The sequence below is a fragment of the Bacteroides stercoris ATCC 43183 genome (assembly GCF_025147325.1).
Classification (GTDB): Bacteria; Bacteroidota; Bacteroidia; order Bacteroidales; family Bacteroidaceae; genus Bacteroides; species Bacteroides stercoris.
In genome coordinates, this window is sequence record NZ_CP102262.1 from 798038 (window position 1) to 820556 (window position 22519).

At 43.6% G+C, this 22519-nt stretch carries 16 protein-coding genes; 8 read left to right on the forward strand and 8 right to left on the reverse strand.

Annotated features, from left to right (window positions below; all coding sequences use genetic code 11):
* The first annotated feature begins 11 nt into the window (after nucleotides 1-11).
* The 4 genes from NQ565_RS03395 to NQ565_RS03410 are packed head-to-tail and all read left to right on the forward strand — an operon-like array spanning nucleotide 12 to nucleotide 7363.
* Nucleotides 12-2639, forward strand: a complete 2628-nt coding sequence (locus tag NQ565_RS03395; RefSeq protein WP_175456001.1) for a DUF4458 domain-containing protein — start codon at nucleotides 12-14, stop codon at nucleotides 2637-2639.
* 8 nt (nucleotides 2640-2647) lie between these two features.
* A complete protein-coding gene (locus NQ565_RS03400; RefSeq protein ID WP_005655762.1) occupies nucleotides 2648-4432 on the forward strand; it encodes a BACON domain-containing protein in 1785 nt (594 codons plus the stop codon).
* A 31-nt stretch (nucleotides 4433-4463) separates the two neighbouring features.
* Complete coding sequence (locus NQ565_RS03405; RefSeq protein ID WP_175456000.1) at nucleotides 4464-6284, forward strand: leucine-rich repeat domain-containing protein; 1821 nt, start codon at nucleotides 4464-4466, stop codon at nucleotides 6282-6284.
* Nucleotides 6284-7363, forward strand: a complete 1080-nt coding sequence (locus tag NQ565_RS03410) for a hypothetical protein (protein ID WP_005655764.1) — start codon at nucleotides 6284-6286, stop codon at nucleotides 7361-7363. The genes NQ565_RS03405 and NQ565_RS03410 overlap by 1 nt, the downstream gene beginning before the upstream one ends.
* 9 nt (nucleotides 7364-7372) lie before the next feature.
* Here NQ565_RS03410 and NQ565_RS03415 read toward each other — a convergent pair whose 3' ends face one another.
* The 3 genes from NQ565_RS03415 to NQ565_RS03425 form a co-directional block, all read right to left on the reverse strand.
* Nucleotides 7373-8041, reverse strand: coding sequence for a DUF1573 domain-containing protein (locus NQ565_RS03415; protein ID WP_175455999.1), 669 nt, complete (start codon nucleotides 8039-8041; stop codon nucleotides 7373-7375).
* A gap of 74 nt (nucleotides 8042-8115) precedes the next feature.
* Nucleotides 8116-8889 carry a radical SAM protein gene (locus NQ565_RS03420; RefSeq protein WP_005655768.1) on the reverse strand — a complete coding sequence of 258 codons (774 nt, stop codon included), beginning with the start codon at nucleotides 8887-8889 and terminating at the stop codon, nucleotides 8116-8118.
* A gap of 138 nt (nucleotides 8890-9027) precedes the next feature.
* Complete coding sequence (locus NQ565_RS03425; protein WP_005655770.1) at nucleotides 9028-11052, reverse strand: helix-hairpin-helix domain-containing protein; 2025 nt, start codon at nucleotides 11050-11052, stop codon at nucleotides 9028-9030.
* A gap of 97 nt (nucleotides 11053-11149) precedes the next feature.
* Here NQ565_RS03425 and NQ565_RS03430 point away from each other — a divergent pair, with 97 nt between their 5' ends.
* Nucleotides 11150-11782, forward strand: coding sequence for a DUF4294 domain-containing protein (locus tag NQ565_RS03430; RefSeq protein WP_005655772.1), 633 nt, complete (start codon nucleotides 11150-11152; stop codon nucleotides 11780-11782).
* Nucleotides 11783-11795: 13 nt separating this feature from the next.
* Here the strand turns inward: NQ565_RS03430 and NQ565_RS03435 are convergent, their stop codons facing one another.
* Nucleotides 11796-12533 carry a DUF5131 family protein gene (locus tag NQ565_RS03435; protein ID WP_005655774.1) on the reverse strand — a complete coding sequence of 246 codons (738 nt, stop codon included), beginning with the start codon at nucleotides 12531-12533 and terminating at the stop codon, nucleotides 11796-11798.
* Between the two features lie 141 nt (nucleotides 12534-12674).
* Complete coding sequence (locus NQ565_RS03440; RefSeq protein ID WP_005655776.1) at nucleotides 12675-13205, reverse strand: RNA methyltransferase; 531 nt, start codon at nucleotides 13203-13205, stop codon at nucleotides 12675-12677.
* A 500-nt stretch (nucleotides 13206-13705) separates the two neighbouring features.
* Here NQ565_RS03440 and nadA point away from each other — a divergent pair, with 500 nt between their 5' ends.
* Nucleotides 13706-14644: a quinolinate synthase NadA gene (nadA, locus tag NQ565_RS03445; RefSeq protein ID WP_040315926.1), complete on the forward strand. Its 939-nt coding sequence runs from the start codon at nucleotides 13706-13708 to the stop codon at nucleotides 14642-14644.
* Nucleotides 14645-14813: 169 nt separating this feature from the next.
* Here nadA and NQ565_RS03450 read toward each other — a convergent pair whose 3' ends face one another.
* The 3 genes from NQ565_RS03450 to leuS are packed head-to-tail and all read right to left on the reverse strand — an operon-like array spanning nucleotide 14814 to nucleotide 19134.
* On the reverse strand, nucleotides 14814-15392 hold the full coding sequence (locus NQ565_RS03450; protein WP_005655780.1) for a non-canonical purine NTP diphosphatase: 579 nt from the start codon (nucleotides 15390-15392) through the stop codon (nucleotides 14814-14816).
* Nucleotides 15389-16291, reverse strand: coding sequence for a YitT family protein (locus NQ565_RS03455; RefSeq protein WP_005655782.1), 903 nt, complete (start codon nucleotides 16289-16291; stop codon nucleotides 15389-15391). Before NQ565_RS03455 ends, NQ565_RS03450 begins: the two co-directional genes overlap by 4 nt.
* 5 nt (nucleotides 16292-16296) lie before the next feature.
* Nucleotides 16297-19134, reverse strand: coding sequence for a leucine--tRNA ligase (gene leuS / locus NQ565_RS03460; protein ID WP_005655783.1), 2838 nt, complete (start codon nucleotides 19132-19134; stop codon nucleotides 16297-16299).
* Between the two features lie 793 nt (nucleotides 19135-19927).
* On the opposite strand from leuS, the gene NQ565_RS03465 reads away from it, so the two are divergent.
* Both NQ565_RS03465 and NQ565_RS03470 read left to right on the forward strand, forming a co-directional pair.
* Nucleotides 19928-21223, forward strand: a complete 1296-nt coding sequence (locus tag NQ565_RS03465; protein ID WP_005655789.1) for a hypothetical protein — start codon at nucleotides 19928-19930, stop codon at nucleotides 21221-21223.
* Between the two features lie 25 nt (nucleotides 21224-21248).
* Nucleotides 21249-22328, forward strand: a complete 1080-nt coding sequence (locus tag NQ565_RS03470; protein ID WP_005655792.1) for a trypsin-like peptidase domain-containing protein — start codon at nucleotides 21249-21251, stop codon at nucleotides 22326-22328.
* Nucleotides 22329-22519: the final 191 nt, after the last annotated feature.

The window sequence follows — 22519 nt, forward strand, 5'->3', positions numbered from 1 at the left end:
GAAAAACAACGATGAATTTAAGGAAAAATATAACCTACTTATTCTTTTCCTTCCTCTCCTTGTTAGCAGTTACAGCATGTTCCGATGAGGATGATGCTGTAATTGCAGGAGGAAAAGGATACTTGCAGTTACGTCTGTTTGCCGAGGGTACCACACGTGCCTTAAACGATATGGCAGATGCTAAAAAGATAGAACTCGAGTTGGACTGTGATGGTCTGACTGTCGTTCAAACTTTAGGACTTTCTTCCGTACCGGAAGCTGAAGGTGCAGGCTTGATAACAGAAAAAATAGAATTACTGACCGGTGACTATCAATTGATGAGTTACACTATTTACGGTGCAGTAAAACCGGGCAAAGATACACCGGAAGAGTTAGCATACGGCTATCCGGGCGATTTAAACTTCCAAATCGCACAAGGACATCTCACAGAAATAGATGTTAATGTAGAAGCTACCTTACGAGGTAAAATCAGCTTTAATCTGATAAAGGACCTCTCCAATTATCAGGAAGAGATGGATAAGGTGAACAACGCATCTACACGCGCAACTGCAAAAGATGAGACACTGTTCCAGTACGACCAGATAGCCGAGGTAGACGTTACGTACAAAATGGGTAGCCAAGTGGCACGTACCTCACAAGCAAAAGTATACTTGGCAACCGATGCGGATTATTTCCACACTGATACACTTTCACTGGTTGCAGGTGAATATACCGTTACGGAAGTGAAGTATTATGACAAGAAGCGCCAGAATCTGTTGCTCGTTACCAATCCGAACATCGAGATTACCGTAGCTCCTAATGTACTTAACAAACAGGACATTGATGTAACCTATCCTGAAAACATGAAAGCCATTTCCGATTATATGGCTCTTTATGAAATTTGGAAAGCAATGGATGGTCCAAATTGGAGTTATGCGGGCGAAACTTATGTAGCCAAATCCAACTGGAAATTCGATGGTCGTCCCATCGATGAATGGGGTAATCAACCGGGTGTACAAGTAAATGCTGACGGCCGTGTGAAATCATTGGACTTGGGTTCGTTCAATGCCAAAGGAGACATTCCCGAGGCATTGGGTAAACTGACCGAACTGGAAAGCCTGTGGTTGGGAAAACATGATGATGACTTATATGAAACCGAAAGTGTTTCTTACAAATTAAGTAAATACAGTCTTTATCACAAAGGAGTGGATTTACGGAAAAACCGTTTGTCCATTGCCCGCGAAGAACTGGCTCTGCGTCATCCTCGCCGCAAAGCATCTCCCATGTGCAACCAGAAGAAACAGGCTTATACTTATGCCGAGCATGCTACATACGATGTGAACAAGGGCGATATATTCAACGGAATTACAAGCATTCCTACCACTATCAAAAACTTGCAAAAGTTGGAAATTCTGTATATCGCCAATGGCCGGATTACCAATCTTCCTGAGGAATTGGTAGAATTGCCCAACCTGACAGATATGGAACTCTATAACTGTAAGTTGGAAGAATTCCCCGAAGCATTGAAGAAGATGCAGAATATCATTGCATTGAACCTCAGTACGACTTCCATCGAAGGTGATACGGACGGTAAACAGATGATGGAAGGTTTGAATGCACTGTTCAATAGCTCTAAGAACCTACAGATACTCTATGCACAGGAATGCGGACTGACCGAATTCCCAATGGGTATATTAGATGCAGAAAATCTTGTTATGCTCGACATGACGGATAATAAACTGACTAAATTGCCCCAAAAAGAAAATGCTGAATTTGCTCCGAAGTTTGCACCTATACAAGCATTCTTTGATAATAATTTGATTACCAAAGTAGAGCAGTTTTTCTGCGGAACCAATGACATTGAAAAATTCTCAATTGTCAGCAACCACATCGAAGAATTCCCGTTATTGTTTAATCAAGGTGCAATAGACGGCAAATATGCAGCTGAAACCATTGATTTTACAGACAACCGGATTTCCAAGTTCCCGGAAGACTTCAAGGGTATCCGCACTGAAACGCTTTCATTGAGCTGGAATCCGATTGGCGAGGTTAAAAACGGAGTAAGCTACTTCCCTTCTGCTTTTGCCAAAGCTACAGAAAACGGCCAGTCTCCCGAGCGCGTATCCATCCAAAACTTGGAAACAATGAACTGTAATTTGGACTCCATTACTTATACAGACGGTTTCCAGTACTTCAAGAATCTTCAGGCATGGGACCTCTCGGGCAACAATTTGCGCTACATTCCTTACAAATTCAATGTAGAGACTTTCCCGTACCTGACTGGCTTGAATCTGAGTCAAAACTGCTTCTCTAAATTTCCGATAGAGGTATTCAATGTACAAAGACTGTACAAACTTTATATCTCCAGCCAGACCGACAGAGATGGCAACACACGTTGTCTGAAAGAATTCCCAAGCGGTATGGACCAGGTATTCGGTTTGCGTTTTCTGGATGTATCGGGCAATGACATCCGGATAATTTCGGAAGAAGATTTCCCAGGCATACTGATGGAATTTAACGTTGCAGATAATCCAAACCTGGAAATGACGATTCCGTCCAGTGTTTGCGAATCAATTGTTAAAGGAACATACATGTTGGGATTTGATTCAGACCAGTACATATTAGGTTGTCCGGCATTGGATTTGGATATAAATAAATAAGAGAAATTATGAAATTGAATATACTGAATTATAAACATGTTTTAGCAATAGCTTTTATGGGGTTAGCTGTCTGTATCAGCTCTTGCAAAGATGACGAAGAAGGTATCACAGGCTTCCGACTTGATAAAGAAAGCATCGAATTGCCTGATAACGGCGGTGAGGTGGCACTTCAGATTTCAACCAACGAACGATGGACTGCTTCTTCTGATGCCGATTGGTATATGATAACTCCTGCCAACGGTGAAGGCAGCGCTGTCTGCGTGGTTAAAGCCGACTCATCATATATGTATACGCAACGTGAGGGATTGATTACTTTCCGTACCGTATCGGGCGAATATACAGTGAAGATTCAGCAAGGCGGATACGAACGTGCCATCAAATTTGAAAGCCTGCAGGACGACACGTTGCACGTACCTCATTACAAACCGCTGGACGAAGCATATGTAGACATCGAGGCTACAGCCAACGTATCTTATAAGGTAGTAATCCCGGAAACAGCCCGCGAATGGCTATATTTCAAGGACGAAAACAGCCCAAAGTACGAGGAAGAGTTTAATGCGGAAACTACCATTCCACGCAAACAAAAAGTGCGTCTTTACTTCAAGACCCATATCGAATGGGATAGCGAACGTAGAGCCGATTTGCAATATATCGAAACCGGACGTACTGACGGCATTGTATCAGAAGTAGGTGTGATTCAGGAAAAAGCTCCGCGCATCATCCCTTCAAGAACCGGCGACTCATTGGCTCTGCTGACTGTAGCGCGTATGTTGAACGTAGGTGTTCCATGGAATACCAGCCGTCCTATCACACACTGGAACAACGTCAAGACAAGACCTGTTACTTATACATACAATGACGGTACCATTGAAGAAGAACGTACTGAGGAGCGTGTTGTAGGATTTACTCTTTCCATGATTGAGACGAAAGAATCCTTACCCGACCAACTTAAGTATTTGGACCAGTTGGAGACTCTTGCCATAACATCCAATTCAAACTCTTACATCAAAGAAATTGAACTAGGTGACGTGGTCACTACACTGAAAAAATTAAAAAGTTTATCATTGTTCGGCTATGGTATTTCCAAGCTGCCCGCTTCGATAGGCGATATGGAAAATCTGGAAGAATTGAATTTAAGCGCCAACACTTTCCAAAGCTTAGACGACGTTATCAAGCCTTTGAAAAATTTAGGACCGAAACTGAAATATCTAAATCTGGCTTCTTGCCGTATTGTAGACGGTGATGCAACCAAAAACTTGGCTGATACACCTAATGGTATCGATCCCGTATCAGGACGTCATATAGGTTTGACAGGTACACTTCCTAAAGAAATATTTACCTATTTCCCGAATATGGAATATTTGAATCTTTCTTATAACTACCTGCATGGACAAGTTCCCGACCTTGCTAAAACAGACTTCGAAGGAGGAGAAATCCTGCCTAAGTTGAAATATCTCTCTATCAATTTGAACCGTTTTACAGGCAAGCTACCTCAATGGATGATCAACCACGAATATAGAGGATGCTGGGGCGCTGCCATTCTGATTCTCAATCAGGAAGGAAGAGACTACGAAGGAGACCTTTCAGGATTCGACAATGAAAGAGAATTTACCGATAACATGCCGGATTGTCCGACCGATGAGGAAGAAGAGGCACAGTTGCTTAACCTGCCGATTCTTAATGATGCGGAAAAAGCGGTTGCGGCTGAATTCTCAGCAAAATATCCATGGGAAAAGTATGGTAATAACTGCCCTATCTATGGTAACTGGAGATACTATAACAGAATTAAATAAATAGAATGATATACGAACTATGAATATATATATGAAACATATATTTCTTTATTGTCTGATGCTGTGCACAGCACTGTTCACAGCCTGCTCAGACGATGATGATGTCCAAGAAGCATTAGCGGAAGGGCAAGGAGAAGTTATATTCACGTTCGAGCGCAATCAGGTATACAGCATCACCTCCCTCGAGGAGATGGTGCGCCTGAAAGTGACGCTCGAAAAAGACGGTGAAACAATTACATTACCTACATTTGACCTGACCGGTGACGAAAAAGCCATGACTTCCGAACCTATCCGTCTGGATAACGGTGTTTATACGGTAAAAAAATACATCGCTTATAACGATAAAGGAGTACAAGTGATGGAAGCTTATCTGGAAAGCGATAATGAACTGGTAGTAGAGCACGAAAACATAACAACGTTCTACTTCCCTATCTCGATTCGAATTACTTACTCCAACAACATGTTGCGCAGTACTTTATTCGGAATCTGTACCGAGATATTCGGAAACGACTCTACCTTATGGCCTAAAACCTGGCGTGAAGAAAATGAGGACTTCCTGACTTGGGAAAACCTTCATTTTGAAACCGATGACTACGGCAACATCACGTACCTTTCAGAAATCGTATTCGATGAAAAATTCGCAGCCAATACTGAAAAAGGATTTGGCGGAATGAAAAAATTGCCGTCTGCCGTTGCCGAAATGCCTACTATCGAGAGCCTTGTAATCCGGAATATTCCGGAATTTGAAGAGTTGCCCGACAATCTCAATAAATCCGGCATCAGTTCGATTACGGTATTGAATACTTCATTAAAGGAGTTTCCGAAGCATTTCGAGAATATAAAGCATCTCAACACCTTGAGTATCATCAACAGTAAGCTTACCGAAATCCCGGCTTCCTTACAGAAACTGGAGAATCTGTTTGCTGTAAACCTGGATGGCAACGAGATAACTTCATTCCCGGCAGAACTTGCAAAGAGCTGGCAGAAACTAGCCTCATTGAGCATGCGAAACACAAAATTGCAGTCTCTTCCCGCTGAAATATTCAGTATGAAGAAAGTTTCTACTTTCGACTTCAGAAACAATCCGGACCTTTCTTCGCTGCCTGAAACACGCGGTGAAGGGGTAGCATTGGCAGGCTTCCTGCTCGATGGCTGCGGATTTACTTCAATTCCTGCAATTGCAGCAACGGAAGGTATCCGTATGTTGTCATTGGCAGACAACAAAATTACATCTGTCAGCAACAATGAATTGAGCGCTACTTTACAATGTCTGATTCTGGATGGTAACCCGTTAAGCGCTGCTCCGGTAATCAATCACGAGAAATTGATGGAACTGAGCTTGGATAACTGCGGTTTGACCGAGATACCCGATGTAAGCGGATTGCCCAATTTACGTTCTCTGTACGTAGCAAAAAATCATATACAGGAAGTTAAGGCAGATGCTTTCACCAAGTGTAAAATGTTCTCGATACTGGGTCTGGAAGGCAACAATGAGTTACAAAGAATTGACAATAATGCTTTCTATACCACTACTGATTACAAATTGGAAGAATCGACGAATACATCAATTGCAAGACCCATTTATATGGCATGTGTAGACGTAGATAATTGTCCGAATCTGACCTGGGCTATTCCCGATTCCTGGAATCACATCCCAACTATAGATGTCACAAACAAAGTAGGACTGAAATTCGGTGATTCTCATGTAGTTGTTTATCATAAAAACTCCAATGGAGTAACACGTACGCAACATTGTAAAGAACCACTGGAAAATGACAAAGAGTGTGGAAAAAACCATGATGCGCGTCCTGTGAAGGATTTTGAAGAGTGGAAAGAACAGAATCTTAAATAATGAAAGTATTTGCTCTATCCATATGTACACTATTGCTGTTTTCAGTAACAGCCTGTGAAGATGATACATTGCCTGCCGGCAATGACAATCCGGCTGTACCTGAAAACGCATATATCTGGGACAATCCCCATACCTCCTTTTTCGGACTGAAGGGGAATGTCTCCGATGTACATCAACAAATGGTTAATCCGGCCACCGGAGAAGGTACGGAAACAGAAGAGCCGTTTCATGTAACGGACTATTCCTTTGATACCAAAGGAAATCTGACTTATTATAACGGAACCGGTGTGGAACCGTCAACACGTATGTTGGGAGTAGACTTAAACTACTTCCAATATACATATGACGAACAAGGCAAAATGAGAAGCATTGCCGTTTATACACTCGGCACAACTTCTCCCACGGTTTACAATATCTCTTATGATGAACAGGAACGTTATGTTCCGCTGCCATTCCCTTTGGGAGAGATGAGTTTCTTTTGTATAAAAGGAGTGAAACAAATTACAGACCCGTCAGGGAATATCTCTGAATGGAAATCGGACAATACATTCGTACATACACAAATAGCCAACGCAGGGTCTTTGTTTGAAACACGCACCGAAACGGTTTATACCTATAAAGATACAGAAACTTTGTTTCCTGAAAGCGCAACAGTTACAACGTATACAAACGAGGAATTGGAAAGCACGGAAAACATTCATTATCAATGGAACGAAAAAGGTGCTTTACTCTTTTCCAAGCAAGAAAGTTATACCGCTGACGGAACGCTGGAAGTGTCTGTCGCTACTAGTTACAGCGAAACCGTGCCACTTGCACCGGTACTTATCAAAACTGATGCACAAAGTTATGTTACGGAAATCGCCTATAGTTACGACAATAACGGCCGGTTAAAATCAGCAATACGCAACCTACCGGCAACAGATAATCCGGAAGAAACCCCAAAAGAGCTATATGAATACGAAGAAACGGACGCACAAGGCAATTGGACAAAATCCATTCAGAAACAGAGTGAACAAATCGATTGGAGCCATTGGAGCGGAACTTTCTACGTACAACGTACAATCAGTTATCATTCCTGATTATCAAATTTACTGACAAAGCTCATTTTTTACCAACAACTCTAACACATTCTCTCTTGAGCTTAACTCAAACAAGCGGACACACCGTTGTTCCGCTTGTTTTTGTTTTTCCGTACTCCTACGGGTAATGACTATCTCCCCTTTTTCGCCCGGAGCGAGTTTGGCTGGTATCATTACAGCAGAAAAATCCGGATCTTCCGTTTTAAACCTGATTTGAAGAGAATAATTGCCTGAATTGATTACCATGACATTTGATTTCTGCATCTGTGTCCCTAGTTTCATCGGATGAAAACGCACCAGAGTAGTACGTAATTGCAACTTGCCCAATACATACGCATATCCCGCATATTTTCGCGGCTTTCCGGGTCTTACATAGCCTTTAACCTGCAATACGAAAGGATTCTCTTTCCCGGAAAAAAATACGGTAACAGAACGATTGAACACTCCCGGTCTTCCAGCAGGATTATAAACAATATTAATACTGCCCTGCTTTCCCGGCAATATCGGAGCTTTGGAATAATTCGCCGTAGTACATCCGCAGGTTGTCCTGACAGTGGCAACAGCTAAAGGAGCTTTCGTTTTATTTGTAAAAATATAGGTAGCCGTAACCGGATCTGCATCTTCGGAAACAGTACCTAAATCATAAACAGTCTTATTGAAAACTATGTCTTGTGCCACAATTTCACATAAACCCAAAAGATTCGCAACAATCAGAAAAAGAATTCGCATGAGAATATCGGAAATTATGTTTTTCAATAAGAGACACTCACAGCCATCCCTGCTTCTTTCACCAATGCTGCAATACGGTCCAATTCCTCATGAGTAGCCTTTTGCAGGTCATGGTCGGGAGTTTCCCTGTCGATAGTATAAATCATTACCTGGCGGGGAGAAATCTCCTTGACGGCCTCCAACCAGGGCAAAACATACTTATCGGAAGTATTATCCATATCCTTATCTCCAAAACCGCCTTTCAAGAACATGGTTTGGATAATACAGTTACCTTTAAAAGCCTTCATTCCCCCGATTATCCCGCGGACGGAATAATGTCCTGCCGGACGATCGAGCTCACGGATATAAGCTTCGTCTGCCGTATCCAGTTTCAGAATATTGTTATCCACTTTGTTCAAAGCCTCGAATACGGCAGGACGATGAATGAAAGTAGAATTGCTCAATACGCTTACCTTGGTTTTCGGAAAGTATTTATCGCGCAAAGCAAGCGTGTCTTCTATGATTTCAGGAAAATGCGGATGTGCGGTCGGTTCTCCGTTTCCTGCAAAAGTCAGTACATCAGGTACGGGTCCGTTTTTCTGCATATCCTGCAGACGGGCTTCCAATGCGGCACGCACTTCTTCGCGCGTAGGGAGCGGCTTCTTGGGACGATGGTCGGAATTAAACCCGCACTCGCAATAAATGCAGTCGAAAGTGCACACCTTACCGTCTTCCGGCAACAGATTGATTCCCAAAGATACTCCCAAACGGCGGGAATGGACGGGACCGAATATGGGAGACGGATAAATGACAGTCATTTGATTTACTATTTATAAATTATGATTTAACAGCGGCGATTGGCGGTTTTCCGATACTTCAAAGACAAACCGCGTAATCAGCACAGCAAAGATAAGAAATAAACATCCAGATATTTCCAAAAATACGACAGTTATTCTTCAAAACTTAACACGAAACTGCATCTGCAAGTCTGTTTTTGTATTTCCTTCTATCAAATCGTTACCCGAACCGATAGTTTCACGGTCCCGATAAACGGTTTGCCCGAACTTAACGAGAAACATAAAAGTTTTGTTCAAATCACAACGTATATGAGCGGAATAGCGAAAACCTCTGCCGTAGAAAGAAGGAGTATAGAACGTATAAACCAATCCTTTTTCGGAAGCATAAATCCGCGAATCGTAATCATCCGTATGGAAATAAGTACCTTGTACGGATACGGCCAAAGGGAATCTGGAAAAAGTATAAGCGCAGGACTGGGTACATTGCCAGCCTTGTTTTCCTTCAAACTCATGTCCTTCCCCACTCTGCTGGCAAAAATAATTGTAATCGACCGTAGTGCGACATGCAAAAGCTCCCGGCGTATAAGCAAGCCTGCAACGGAGCTTGTGATGAAAGACCGGTAATGTTACTTTCCCGCCTGTTCCCGACACATCCCTCTCCTTGCGCTTATACCGGTAATTGAGATATAGCAATAAGTTTTTCTGCGGAGAATAGGCAGCCTGAAACATTCCGTCTATTCCCTGCGAAGCCTTGCTGATACGATACTTCCACCAGGGGAAAGAGAACATATCCAAAGAAGCGAAAAACTTCCAATGCGCCCAGGGAGCAGCTTCCGTAGCCAGATACCAGCCGTTTTCGTTTTGCGGAGCACTTCCCTCGCCGAACGAACGCCCGAAGAAAGACCAATAATCGTGGGAATAACAACGATGTATTAACAGCAGTTGATAACCTGTTAATAATCTATATTTCAGTTGATTCAGCAAGGCATATCCCTGTTTGCCAACAGCCCCCTCTCCTACCCATACCCACTTTCCCCAACGGTATTTATAATCCACACCCAGATTATAAAAATCATTTCCATGCAAGTTGTATTTCGCATACTTCTTTAAATCCGGTTCATAAGGATGACTGAAACGATAATAAATACCTGTCACCCCCACTTTCAATCTATTTTTTTCGTAAGTGAGGTTACCACCTGCCGATTGCATGACAAACGCATTCATTTTATCCGCCTCCTTCTCCGTACGATGCAAGCCTGTTTTGTAAATGGAAGCGATTTTTCCGCCTTTCACCACCCCATCCATAGAACGGTGCGAATAAAAGGCAGAAAGTTCTAAAAAACGAAGAATTTCCACTGTTACCGCCGTTCCGCGAAAATAGTTATACGAATCCGTAGAGCTGTGTTTCCGGATTCCCCCTCTGCGGAATTCGGATGCGGACATGGAGAAAGTTTTTCCTAATCCAAAGTCTGCGCCAATCACCAGGCCCAGACCGAACCCCAGTTTATAATTGCCCAATGCCAAAGCTTTCAGCCTGCCCCTGTTTTTGAGTAAGCCGTAAAACGAATAATAATCATATCCTTTCTTGTCATGCAAAGCAAAGAACGGTTCACCGGCATCCTTCTCTCCCGTTATTCCCGCCTGAAAGTAATCTCCATAACGAAAACTGTAACGCAGTGAATGGTAAACGGCAGGTCCCAGATAGTTTTTCTCATATCCCTTGCGGGTATATAAAGGGATATCCAGACGTGTCAATACTTCTTGCACGGCATACTTCAATACCGTTTTTAAAGAAGGATAGCGGGAAGGGTCCTTAACGGTCTTTATGCAGACAAAGGGTAACAGCAGTTCGATCGTTTGCCGGTCCATCTCCTTCACCAACTGCAACTCATAAAGAGTCTGCATCTGTCCGTTTATATAAACATACGCCAAAATATTTTCTATTTGAATATCCGTAAGGAAAGGAAATTCCTCCAATTGCCGTTTAGTGGCGGCATTGATATTGACAGGTTCTTGCAGACGAGCGGAAAGCGTTTCCAGTTCATCTTCCCAGTTTCTCTCTTCTTCATCGGCGGAGAGTTGTTCCAGATTCTCTTCCCACAGGGATAATGTCGCATTTTGAGCTACAAGCATAGGAGTTATTAACAGCATACTCATAAAAACTCCTATCTTGATTAGGGTCATCTATAATAGTGTGTTTCCGGATAATAGGCAACGAAGTTACCTTAAATTAGTTAATTGAACAAGGAAAAATGAAAGCAATGTAACAACATTACGCAGAATGGTGTACTTTTGCGCTATGAGCAAACGGTTTAACATAGTAATACTCATAACATTTCTCTCGGCAGGAGTCCTGACTTGTCATGCCCAGCAGCAACCCCAAACCGGTGCATCCAAAAGCATCTATCTCACTCCCATGTGCGTGTACAACGGCGATACGATTCCTTACGTGAAACTTCCTACCGTTTACATCTTCAAACCGCTAAAATTCAAGAACAGGCGCGAAATGGCGAAATACTACAAACTTATCCGCGACGTAAAGAAAGTGCTTCCCATTTCAAAGGAAATCAACCGGGCGATTATCGAGACTTACGAATACCTGCAGACCATTCCCACTCAAAAAGAGCGGCAAAAGCACCTGAAAGCTGTGGAAAAGGGGTTGAAAGAACAATACACTCACCGTATGAAAAAGCTTTCCTTTGCACAAGGAAAACTGTTAATCAAACTGGTAGACCGGCAAACCCATTCCACTTCCTACGAGCTGGTAAAAGCGTTTATGGGACCTTTTAAAGCCGGATTCTACCAGACCTTTGCCGCACTGTTCGGAGCCAGTCTGAAAAAACAATACGACCCTACGGGAGATGATGCGCTTACGGAAAGAGTAATCTTACTGGTAGAGAGCGGGCAGCTCTGATAACTTCAGTACATCATTTAAAATTAATGTCCGCCTTACGTGCCTGCGAATGTTGAAACTGACGTTTTACGGTATATAAAGTGCCTTCTTTAACAAATTTAGAACCTGTCTGTTTAAACCAGAAAGAAACATTGTTTTTCACACAAATATCGTGAAGCTTCATAATCCAGTCGAAATTACAGATACGGGCCTCATATCCGGACTCTCCCCCTGCAACCACTTGTTCAACCCACTCTCCTATATTATAGGCATCCAAACTGATTTCTTCCAACAACGGCTCACAAATAATAATTTTGTGTTTTATGGGAATAGCTTTATAAACAGGCAAACGATTATCCGCACATAACTGATTTTCAACCGTACAACAAACAGTTACATTATCATACCCGTCTTTCCAATCGGCAGGCAGACACTCCATAACCCTGTTTATACGTTTGGTTATCATCAGGAAATGAAGATCACTGCGTTGACGAATCATTTCCCATGCCTCAGTTCGCCACGCATCTGCATCTTCAACAAAAAAATCGGAAGTAAAACAGGTATAAACAAGAGTTCCGGACGGAATTTTAAAACTTCCGTTCTTATTCGTCCGTACAGGCAAATCGAAATTTTTCGTCTTAACCACAACCGAACTGTCAACATTTCTTTTTGCATCTCCCCGGTAGACATAACAATATCTGCATCCTTCACTGAATTTATGGCAACCGTGCCACAAATTCCACATCACCGACCTCTCTGCAATACCATTCATCCGGATAAAACATCAGTTAATATTATGTTGATAAACCTGTTACTAACGTAAACATACAAAGGAAATAAATAACTGTTATATAAGCAAATAAGTTGGTTGATAAATCAAGTATAAAGCTGTTAATTACTAATATTTGTCCACTCACTTCAATTTATTGAATAAATCCCAGATAACAATGCCTGCCGTAACCGATACATTCAGAGAATGCTTCGTACCGTATTGCGGAATTTCAATGCAGCCGTGAGAATGGTCGATAACTTCCTGTTGAACACCTTTCACCTCATTCCCCATTACTATGGCATACTTTCTGTTTTTGTCTAAAGTCAACTCATTCAGCATAATACTACCTTCTGCCTGCTCTACGGAGTAAACCGTATAGCCTTCGTTTTTAAGGTTATCAACAGCTTCAACAGTGTTATTAACATACTTCCAGTCGACGGTAAATTCCGCTCCCAAAGCCGTCTTGTGCATTTCGGCATGGGGTGGAGTAGCCGTAATGCCGCACAGATAGATACATTCAATGCGAAAAGCATCCGAAGTGCGGAATACGGAACCTATATTATGCAAACTGCGGATATTATCCAATACAACTACAAGCGGCAGTTTTTCCGCTTCCTTAAACTCCTCTGTACTAATGCGGTTCAGTTCGGTTATCTTCAGTTTTCTGTTCATAATCGTAAGGCTTTGTACCGGTCTGTACACTATGTACCGGCTCATGTCGTGCAAAGATACTTCTTTCCGTTCACATCCCTGTTAATAACCGTTGAAAAGGTGTCAATAGCGTATGGAAAGATTTTTAAAAATAATATTTGCATTATTCAAAGTAACGCATAATACGCCTGCATAACGAACAAACCAAAAAAGTTAACCTAAACTTTCAAAGGCTGTATAAACACATTTTTAAGTACTATTTCACTGATTAATCCCTTTAAAGTTATTAACTTTGCGGTTATCAACAAGATGTTAATGAAGTGAGACTATGGCAGAGTAGGGAGCTTATTATCAAGAGATATAACTTTAATTGCTTACGTTAATAACCTAAGGATAAAGTTTAGCCTTGTACTAATAACTTCATGGGCAAGAAAATTCGGATTTATTTGTCCACACTATTAACAGCCCATCATCACTATCAAAGGATTTTTAAAAAAAGAAGAGAAATAAAAATTATTATTATGGATAATCTGATAGAAGCTATCAAGCAACTGAAGAAAGAGAAGAATGCAATCATTCTGGGGCACTACTACCAGAAGGGTGAAATACAAGACATAGCCGACTATGTAGGCGACAGTCTGGCTCTGGCACAATGGGCGGCAAAGACGGAGGCTGATATTATCGTGATGTGCGGTGTCCACTTCATGGGTGAGACGGCAAAGGTACTTTGTCCCGACAAGAAGGTATTGGTGCCCGACATGGCGGCGGGTTGTTCGCTTGCCGACAGTTGCCCGGCGGATAAGTTTGCACAGTTCGTTAAAGAGCATCCCGGACATACGGTGATATCCTATGTGAATACAACGGCTGTCGTAAAGGCTGTTACGGATGTAGTGGTAACTTCCACCAATGCCAGACAAATCGTAGAAAGCTTTCCCGAAGATGAGAAAATAATATTCGGTCCTGATAGAAACCTGGGAAATTATATCAACTCCGTTACAGGCAGAAATATGTTGTTATGGGACGGGGCGTGCCATGTACACGAACAGTTCTCGGTTGAAAAGATTGTTGAATTGAAGCAGCAGCATCTCGGTGCAGTGGTATTGGCTCATCCCGAATGCAAGAACACGGTTTTGAAGCTGGCGGATGTGGTAGGTTCTACGGCGGCTTTGCTGAAGTATGCGGTTGCTCATCCCGAAAAGGAATACATCGTTGCTACGGAATCGGGTATCCTGCACGAGATGCAGAAGAAATGTCCGCAGACGAAGTTTATTCCGGCACCGCCCAACGACAGTACCTGTGCCTGCAATGAGTGTAACTTTATGCGGTTAAACACATTGGAAAAGCTTTATAATTGCCTGAAAGACGAATCTCCGGAAATCAAGGTGGATGCGGAAATAGCAGAGAAAGCGGTGAAACCGATCAAGAGGATGCTGGAGATTTCTGCAAAACTGGGATTATAGTGAATTATTCCCTTGTCGCTGGCATTCTTCGATGAGGGTATGAAAATGATTTCAATATTTTTTCAGGCACGGATTACATGGAATTTACGGTTTTCATAAACCGGAACCATGTAATCCGTGCCTGAAAATTTATCATAATGCAAGCATCCGCATACTTTTGCCACTTTCATTACTTGGACAGGAAGTTGCAAAGCTTATCCGTTGCCACTGCCCGGTGGCTGATTTTATTCTTCAATTCGCTTCCCATTTCGGCATATGTCTGCGTATATCCTTCCGGAATAAAGACCGGGTCATATCCGAAACCGGAAGTACCGTGCCTGTGCTTCGTTATTTCGCCTTTTACGATGCCTTCGAACAAGTGTTCCTTTCCATTGACGATAAGTGCGAAAACGGTACGGAATCGGGCTTTTCGGTTCTCCATTCCTTCCATATCCTGCAACAGCTTCTGCATATTGGCTTCCGAATTGTGTGCATCGCCGGCATAGCGTGCCGAATACACTCCGGGAGCTCCGTTCAGGGCTTCCACTTCCAGGCCGGTATCATCGGCAAAACAATCCAGGTGGTAATTTTCAAAGATATACCTTGCCTTCAGCAAAGCGTTTCCTTCAAGCGTATCTGCTGTTTCGGGAATATCCGCATTGCAATGGATGTCTTTCATGCTGAGAAGCTCTATTTTATCTCCTAAAATAGCGGTTACTTCTTCCAGTTTGTGGGCATTGTTGGTTGCAAAAACAAATTTCTTTTTCATTTTCCTTTCAATTTATCGAATCCTTCTCCATACACGCCGATAACGGAGCTTTGAGAGATGAAAGCATTCGGGTCGATGTCCTTGACCAGACGGAATATCTCGACAGACTGGCGTTTGTAGGCCAACACAACCAATACTTTCACGTTGCGTTTGCTGTACCAGCCTATACCATCGAGTACGGTTACACCGCGATGAGTCTCTTTGGTGATGCGGTCGGCAATCTTTTCGTACTCTTTGGAAAAGATAAAGAACTGTACCGACTGACGCGCACCGTTCACGATATAATCCAGTACGATGCCGATGACGAATAGCGTTACAAAACCGAAAATCACCCGTCGCCAATCGTTGAATATGAAGTAGCAGGAACTGATGATGATAACGTCGCAAGCCATAATCATGCGTCCCAAAGTGACGTCGCGGTATTTATGGATGATGGCTGCGATAATGTCCGTACCGCCCGTACTTCCGTTGCAGTTGAACACTACGCCCAGACCCGCACCGCACATGGCGGCGCCTATGAGGCAAGCCATGAAATCCTGTCCCGGTCCCAGTATCTGAGGCGGCACTCCGTCCGCTCCGTTCACCAGCAACTGGAAAAACCATAGGAAGAAAGTCAGTCCGAAGATGGCAAATGTGGTCTTGATACTGAATTTAGGTCCTAAAATCTTGATGGCAAACGTCATCAGGACTGCATTAATGATGAAATACGACCATTGGATAGGAAATCCAGTGGCATAATAGATGATGGCTCCGATACCTGTAGTACCGCCGGTCGTAATCTGATAGGGGATAAGGAACGCAGCCCATCCCATAGCGTAAGAAATTAATCCGAAAGTGATGAAGACATAGTCTTTCAACTCTCTCATCACTTCCGCTTTGGTTGGTTTTGTGATTTGCATATTTGTTATTTGATAACAATGTTTACAATCTTCTTGGGTACTACGATTACTTTGACGATGGTCTTTCCGTCTGTCCATTTCATGGAACGTTCGTCTGCCAATACCGTTTCCTGAATGACATCCGATGCCGTATCGGCAGGGAATTCCATGTTGAAACGTGCTTTTCCGTTGAACGAAATGGTGTAGTTCACCGTATTTTCCACCAGATATTCTTCGTTGTATGCAGGCCATTGCGCGTCGCATACAGAACCTGTGTTACCTAATGTCTCCCACAATTCCTCACATACGTGCGGAGCGAAAGGAGCCAACGTAACGGTAAGCTGATTCAATATCTCTTTCTTGCTGCATTTCAGCGCGGACAGCTCGTTTACGCAAATCATAAAGGCACTGATGCTTGTATTGTAAGAGAATTGTTCAATGTCTCCCGTCACTTTTTTGATGAGCTTGTGCAAGGATTTCAACTCTTCTTTGCCGGCAGCTTCATCAGTTACCAGGTAGTTGCCGGTACGGTCGTAGAACAGCGACCAGAACTTTCTGATGAAGCGGTGTACGCCGTCGATACCGTTCGTATCCCAGGGCTTGGACTGTTCTACAGGGCCGAGGAACATCTCATACATACGCAGCGTATCCGCACCGTATTTCTCTACAATCATATCGGGATTAACCACGTTGAACATGGATTTGCTCATCTTTTCAACAGCCCAGCCGCAGATGTATTTGCCGTCTTCCAGGATAAACTCTGCGGTAGCATACTCAGGACGCCATGCCTTGAACGCTTCCGTGTCGAGAACGTCGTTGGACACGATGTTGACATCCACATGGAGCGGGGTAGTGTCGTACTGGTCTTTCAGGTTCAGCGATACGAATGTATTGGTATCCTTGATGCGATATACAAAGTTGCTTCTTCCCTGGATCATACCCTGGTTCACCAGTTTTTGGAACGGCTCTTCGACGGCGGATACGCCGAGGTCGTGCAGGAATTTGTTCCAGAAACGGGAGTAGATCAGGTGTCCGGTAGCATGTTCCGTACCGCCTACGTAGAGGTCTACGTTGCGCCAGTATTCATCCACTTTTTTGTCGATGAGTGCCGTGTGGTTGCGCGGGTCCATATAGCGCAGGTAGTATGCGCTCGAACCTGCAAATCCCGGCATGGTGTTCAGTTCCAGCGGGAAAACGGTTATATTGTCAATCTTCTCATTATCGACCACGCATTTGTTTGCCGTGTCCCAAGCCCATTTAGAGGCATGTCCCAACGGCGGTTCGCCCGTTTCGGTGGGCAGGAATTTGGCCACTTCAGGAAGTTCCAGCGGCAGGCAGCTTTCATCAATCATATAAGGCATTCCGTCCTTGTAGTAAACCGGGAACGGTTCGCCCCAATAGCGCTGGCGCGAGAAGATGGCGTCGCGCAGGCGGAAGTTTACTTTTACGCGTCCCAGATTATGTTCTTTCACATATTTCTTGGTGGCGGCGATGGCTTCCTTGACAGTCAGTCCGTTCAGGTTGAGGTCGCAATAAGGCTCTGTACCTGCTTTCGGAGAGTTGCATACGATACCCTCTTTGGCATCGAAACTTTCTTCGCTTACATCGCAGCCTTCCACCAGCGGAACGATAGGCAGGTTGAAGTGCTTGGCAAAAGCGTAGTCGCGGCTGTCGTGTGCAGGTACGGCCATGATGGCGCCTGTTCCGTATCCTGCTAATACGTAGTCGCTAATCCAGATGGGCACTGCTTCGCCCGTAAAGGGATTGACGGCATAGCTTCCGGAGAATACGCCGGTGACGCTGCGGTCGGAGATGCGTTCGCGTTCGGTACGTTTCTTGGTACGCTCCAGGTAGGCGTCCACATCGGCTTTCTGTTCCAGAGTGGTTACTTGGGCCACCAATTCGCTTTCGGGAGCCAGTACCATGAAGGTAACTCCGAACATGGTATCTGCACGGGTGGTGAAAATGGTAAATTCCAAATCGCTGTCCTTTACCTTGAATTGGATTTCGGCACCTTCACTGCGGCCTATCCAGTTTTTCTGCGTCTCTTTCAGAGATTCGGTCCAGTCGATGGTGTCAAGTCCGTCCAGCAGGCGTTGTGCGTAGGCAGATACGCGCAGACACCACTGGCGCATCTTTTTCTGGACTACGGGGAAGCCGCCGCGTTCCGATACGCCGTCTACCACCTCGTCATTGGCAAGCACGGTACCCAGTTGCGGACACCAGTTTACCATTGTTTCACCCAGATAGGCGATGCGGTAGTTCATCAGGACTTCCTGCTGCTCTTTTTCGCTCATGGCATTCCACTCATCGGCAGTGAAATGCAGTTCTTCGCTGCATGCGGCATTCAGTCCTTCGTTACCGGATTTGGCGAATGCTTCTGTCAGTTCTTCGATAGGGCGTGCTTTCTTTTCGTCATTGCAGTAGTAGCTGTTGAACATCTTCTGGAACGCCCATTGTGTCCAGTGATAGTATTCCGGGTCGCAGGTACGGATTTCACGGTTCCAATCGAAAGAGAAACCTATCTTATCCAGTTGCTCGCGATAGCGGTTGATATTGTTGACGGTGGTAATGGCCGGATGTTGTCCGGTTTGTATGGCGTATTGCTCTGCGGGCAGGCCGTAAGCATCGTATCCCATAGGATTCAGGACATTGAAACCTTGCAGACGTTTGTAACGGGCATAGATGTCCGAAGCGATGTATCCCAACGGATGACCCACGTGCAGACCTGCGCCGCTGGGGTAGGGAAACATGTTCAGTACATAGTATTTTTGCTTTGTTTCGTCTTCCGTCACCTGGTAGGTTTTGTTCTCCACCCACCGTTTCTGCCATTTCTTTTCAATCTCTCTGAAATTGTATTCCATAATGGTTGTAATTATATTGTTGAAAACTTGTTGATATACTTACTAAAACTTGTTGATAGCCCGTTTAATTTGGTTTATATCCTGTTAATTAAACGGTGCAAAGTTAAGGGTTTATTTTCAGATTTGTAGCGAAGTAGGGTAAAAAAACAGCATGGAATACTTGACAATACGCTTTTTATTCGCTATATTTGTGAAGTGCTTTTAAAACTAATTTTTTGTTTGTAATACAAATAATGGCTGAATTACTTCAATAGGATTTTACAAAAAAGATTTTTTAGGATATTTCAAAGGGTGTAATCTGTGAAGATTGCATCCTTTTTTGTTTGTATTTATTACAAGTGTCGCGATAGGGGGAAAACAGGCTGTTAATAAATTCGGAGAGAATTTTACTATAATTTTTTTCGAATTATAGTAAAATTGCAGAAAGGTTTATTAAGAGCGTTTTTTTGTTGTACTGAAAAAGGAAACCACTTGTTGTGAATACCGGCTTTTCCATATAATATATGGGAGCGAAGAATCATTACATTTCCCGTTCTGTTGTGCCGTCCGGATGGTATGTATCGGGCGGAAAAAAAGGAAAGAAATCCATGTTTTCGGGGTAAATATCCCCTTGTTTTATGCTGTTTACGCCAAATAAATTTTTAATATTCAATATTTTAACGAGATGTTTTCATTCTGTATTTATCCCCCTGCATCTATGTTCTTGTTTGTGTTTTGCTTTCTATATTTGTTTTCCGGCATTCCGCAGGGCGGGATACGGTTATTATTATTTCTTTAAATACAATATCATGATATGAAACAGACATTTGCTTTTATTTCTCCCGTAGTAGATTCTACGCAAAGTGCTATCCGTACCGAAGCCTACGAACAGGGTGTGGACTTGTATAACCGGGGTGAGTATGTACAGGCTTTTCATAGTTTGCTGGATTATTTGAACGCGGACTTTCGTACCAAGTACGGTAATGCCGACGGTACGGAGTTTCACATTCCTCACGGTTCCATTCTTGTACATATCCGTATTGCCGACGGTTTTTTCCATATCAATGCCGATTTCCTGAATCTGCCGGAAAAGGGTAGGGTAGCCATGCTCCGTCAGGTGGCGGACTTGAACCTGAATAAATTGTTATTGCCCCGCTTCGTAAAGAACGGTGATAAGTTGAATATGGAATATGTTTGTCCGCTTTCACAGAGTCATCCGCATAAAATGTATTTCGTGCTTCAGAATATCTGCCACATAGGCGATAAGTATGACGATGAGTTCTGTACGAAATTTGGCGCTACCCGCTGTTACGAGCCGCAGGTGACTCCGTATCCGCAGGAAGAGGTAGACCGCATTTATGAAGGCATACAGACATTGGGACGCGAAACGTTGGAGGCACTCAAAGAGTATGGGGCCGACCGCCGGTACGGTTATTCGTGGAATGTGCTGGATACCGCTTTCTACCAGATTTCCTATTTTGCACATCCTCAGGGACAATTGCTGAACGACCTCGACAAGGCAGTGAATGATATGGATGCCGACCTGCCTACGGAAGAGGTTGTATCAAAAGGAAAAGCGTTCCTTGAAAAGCTGCTTGCCGTTCCGAAGGAAAAACTGGCGGAAGACCTTTACTACACGGATACGTTGGTGTCTGCAAAGCGCCGTTCTTCCCTGAAAAACGTGCAGGAGAATTTTATGAATGTCTATAAAGAAGCCACCGAAGCCATCCAGTCGGAGAATTATGAACGCAGTGCGGTACGCTTGCTTTATGTGTTCTACGAAGCTTATTTCTATAATGATATGCAGGACGATATCAATGCCGTTATATCAAAAGCTTTGAAGAAGGCAGGCAACCGCTCTTTGGAAGAGGCCTCTGAAATTCTTTACAATGCTATGGACAAGATTATGGAAGGCGATTTGGACGATGAGGATGAGACGGACTTTGCTGCCGGCATGGAACAGGTGCAGAAAATTACGGAAACCATGGGAAGTGACGACATGCAGGTGTTGCAACAGAAAATGGCGGAAGCCATGATGAGCGGTAATATGCAGGAATACTCCCGACTGATGCTTGAAATGCAGAAGAAGGTGATGGGAATTATGAATTAACTTAACGGTATCTAAACTATATATTATGGATCAGAACATTTATAAACTCGTATATAAGGTGACACATGCCGGCGGTTCCGGAAGCTGTTTCTATCTGAAATCTTATAATCTTTTTGTAACGAACTACCATGTGGTGAACGGTTTCCATACTGTTGCCATACATGATAACGACCGGAATCCTTACCTTGCCAAAGTGGTGCTCGTAAATCCTTCTTTGGATATTGCCTTATTGGCTGTGGATGCAGACTTTTCAGCTCTTCCCGAACTGAGTCTGGCCGCGGACGATTCATTGGCCATCGGCGGAAAGGTCAGTGTGGCGGGGTATCCTTACGGCATGCCTTTTACGGTAACGGAAGGGTCGGTTTCCTCGCCCAAGCAGCTTATGGAAGGAAAATATTATATACAGACCGATGCTGCCGTAAATCCCGGTAATTCGGGCGGACCTATCTTCAATGAAAACAGTGAAGTGGTGGGAGTAACGGTAAGCAAGTTCACCAATGCGGACAATATGGGGTTCGGTGTGCGTGTAGAGGCATTGCGTAAGCTTTTGGAGTCGGTTGACGAGGTTGACCGCAATACATTCCAGGTACAGTGCGACAGTTGCGATGAGCTGATATCCGAGGAAGAGGAATTTTGTCCTTCCTGCGGCGAAAAGTTGCCGGAAGAAGTTTTTGCGGAGCGTGAACAGTCGCCTTTGAGTGTGTTCTGCGAACAGGCTATTGCCGAAATGGGAGTTAACCCTATCCTTGCGCGGGACGGTTACGATTCGTGGACGTTTCATAAAGGGAGTTCGGAGATTCGTATTTTTGTGTATGAAAACACTTATCTGTTTGCTGTTTCTCCCATTAACCTCTTGCCTAAGAAAGAGGTGGAACGTGTATTGGACTATATCCTGAGTGAGGATTTCGCTCCCTATAAACTGGGCATTGAAGGCCGGCAGATTTACATGGCTTATCGCATCCATCTGTCCGACCTCACGGAAGAGTCGGAAGATGAAATCCGTACGAATCTGGTGAATCTTGCCTTTAAGGCCGATGACATGGATAATATGCTGGTGGAACAGTTCGGATGTGAGTTTTCGGAATATTCCAAGCAGGAAGCATAACGGCTTTAGCCGGAATTACAGGATAGAAGAAGGTGTGTCCGATTGAATTTCACGAATGCGTGTTCATATCACAATAGCACACCTTCTTTTATTTGGATTAGAAAGAAAAAGTATTCTATGAATAGAGAAAAATGGATACAAAACAATAAAGAAACATTAGTTGGATACCTGCTTTTCCATTTTCTTTATTT

Coding starts and splice junctions, on each gene's coding strand:
- NQ565_RS03395 (WP_175456001.1), top strand. CDS start 12: ATGAATTTAAGGAAAAATATAACCTACTTATTCTTTTCCTTCCTCTCC.
- NQ565_RS03400 (WP_005655762.1), top strand. CDS start 2,648: ATGAAATTGAATATACTGAATTATAAACATGTTTTAGCAATAGCTTTT.
- NQ565_RS03405 (WP_175456000.1), top strand. CDS start 4,464: ATGAAACATATATTTCTTTATTGTCTGATGCTGTGCACAGCACTGTTC.
- NQ565_RS03410 (WP_005655764.1), top strand. CDS start 6,284: ATGAAAGTATTTGCTCTATCCATATGTACACTATTGCTGTTTTCAGTA.
- NQ565_RS03420 (WP_005655768.1), bottom strand. CDS start 8,889: ATGACTGTCATTTATCCGTCTCCCATATTCGGTCCCGTCCATTCCCGC.
- NQ565_RS03425 (WP_005655770.1), bottom strand. CDS start 11,052: ATGACCCTAATCAAGATAGGAGTTTTTATGAGTATGCTGTTAATAACT.
- NQ565_RS03430 (WP_005655772.1), top strand. CDS start 11,150: ATGGTGTACTTTTGCGCTATGAGCAAACGGTTTAACATAGTAATACTC.
- NQ565_RS03435 (WP_005655774.1), bottom strand. CDS start 12,533: ATGAATGGTATTGCAGAGAGGTCGGTGATGTGGAATTTGTGGCACGGT.
- NQ565_RS03440 (WP_005655776.1), bottom strand. CDS start 13,205: ATGAACAGAAAACTGAAGATAACCGAACTGAACCGCATTAGTACAGAG.
- nadA (WP_040315926.1), top strand. CDS start 13,706: ATGGATAATCTGATAGAAGCTATCAAGCAACTGAAGAAAGAGAAGAAT.
- NQ565_RS03450 (WP_005655780.1), bottom strand. CDS start 15,392: ATGAAAAAGAAATTTGTTTTTGCAACCAACAATGCCCACAAACTGGAA.
- NQ565_RS03455 (WP_005655782.1), bottom strand. CDS start 16,291: ATGCAAATCACAAAACCAACCAAAGCGGAAGTGATGAGAGAGTTGAAA.
- leuS (WP_005655783.1), bottom strand. CDS start 19,134: ATGGAATACAATTTCAGAGAGATTGAAAAGAAATGGCAGAAACGGTGG.
- NQ565_RS03465 (WP_005655789.1), top strand. CDS start 19,928: ATGAAACAGACATTTGCTTTTATTTCTCCCGTAGTAGATTCTACGCAA.
- NQ565_RS03470 (WP_005655792.1), top strand. CDS start 21,249: ATGGATCAGAACATTTATAAACTCGTATATAAGGTGACACATGCCGGC.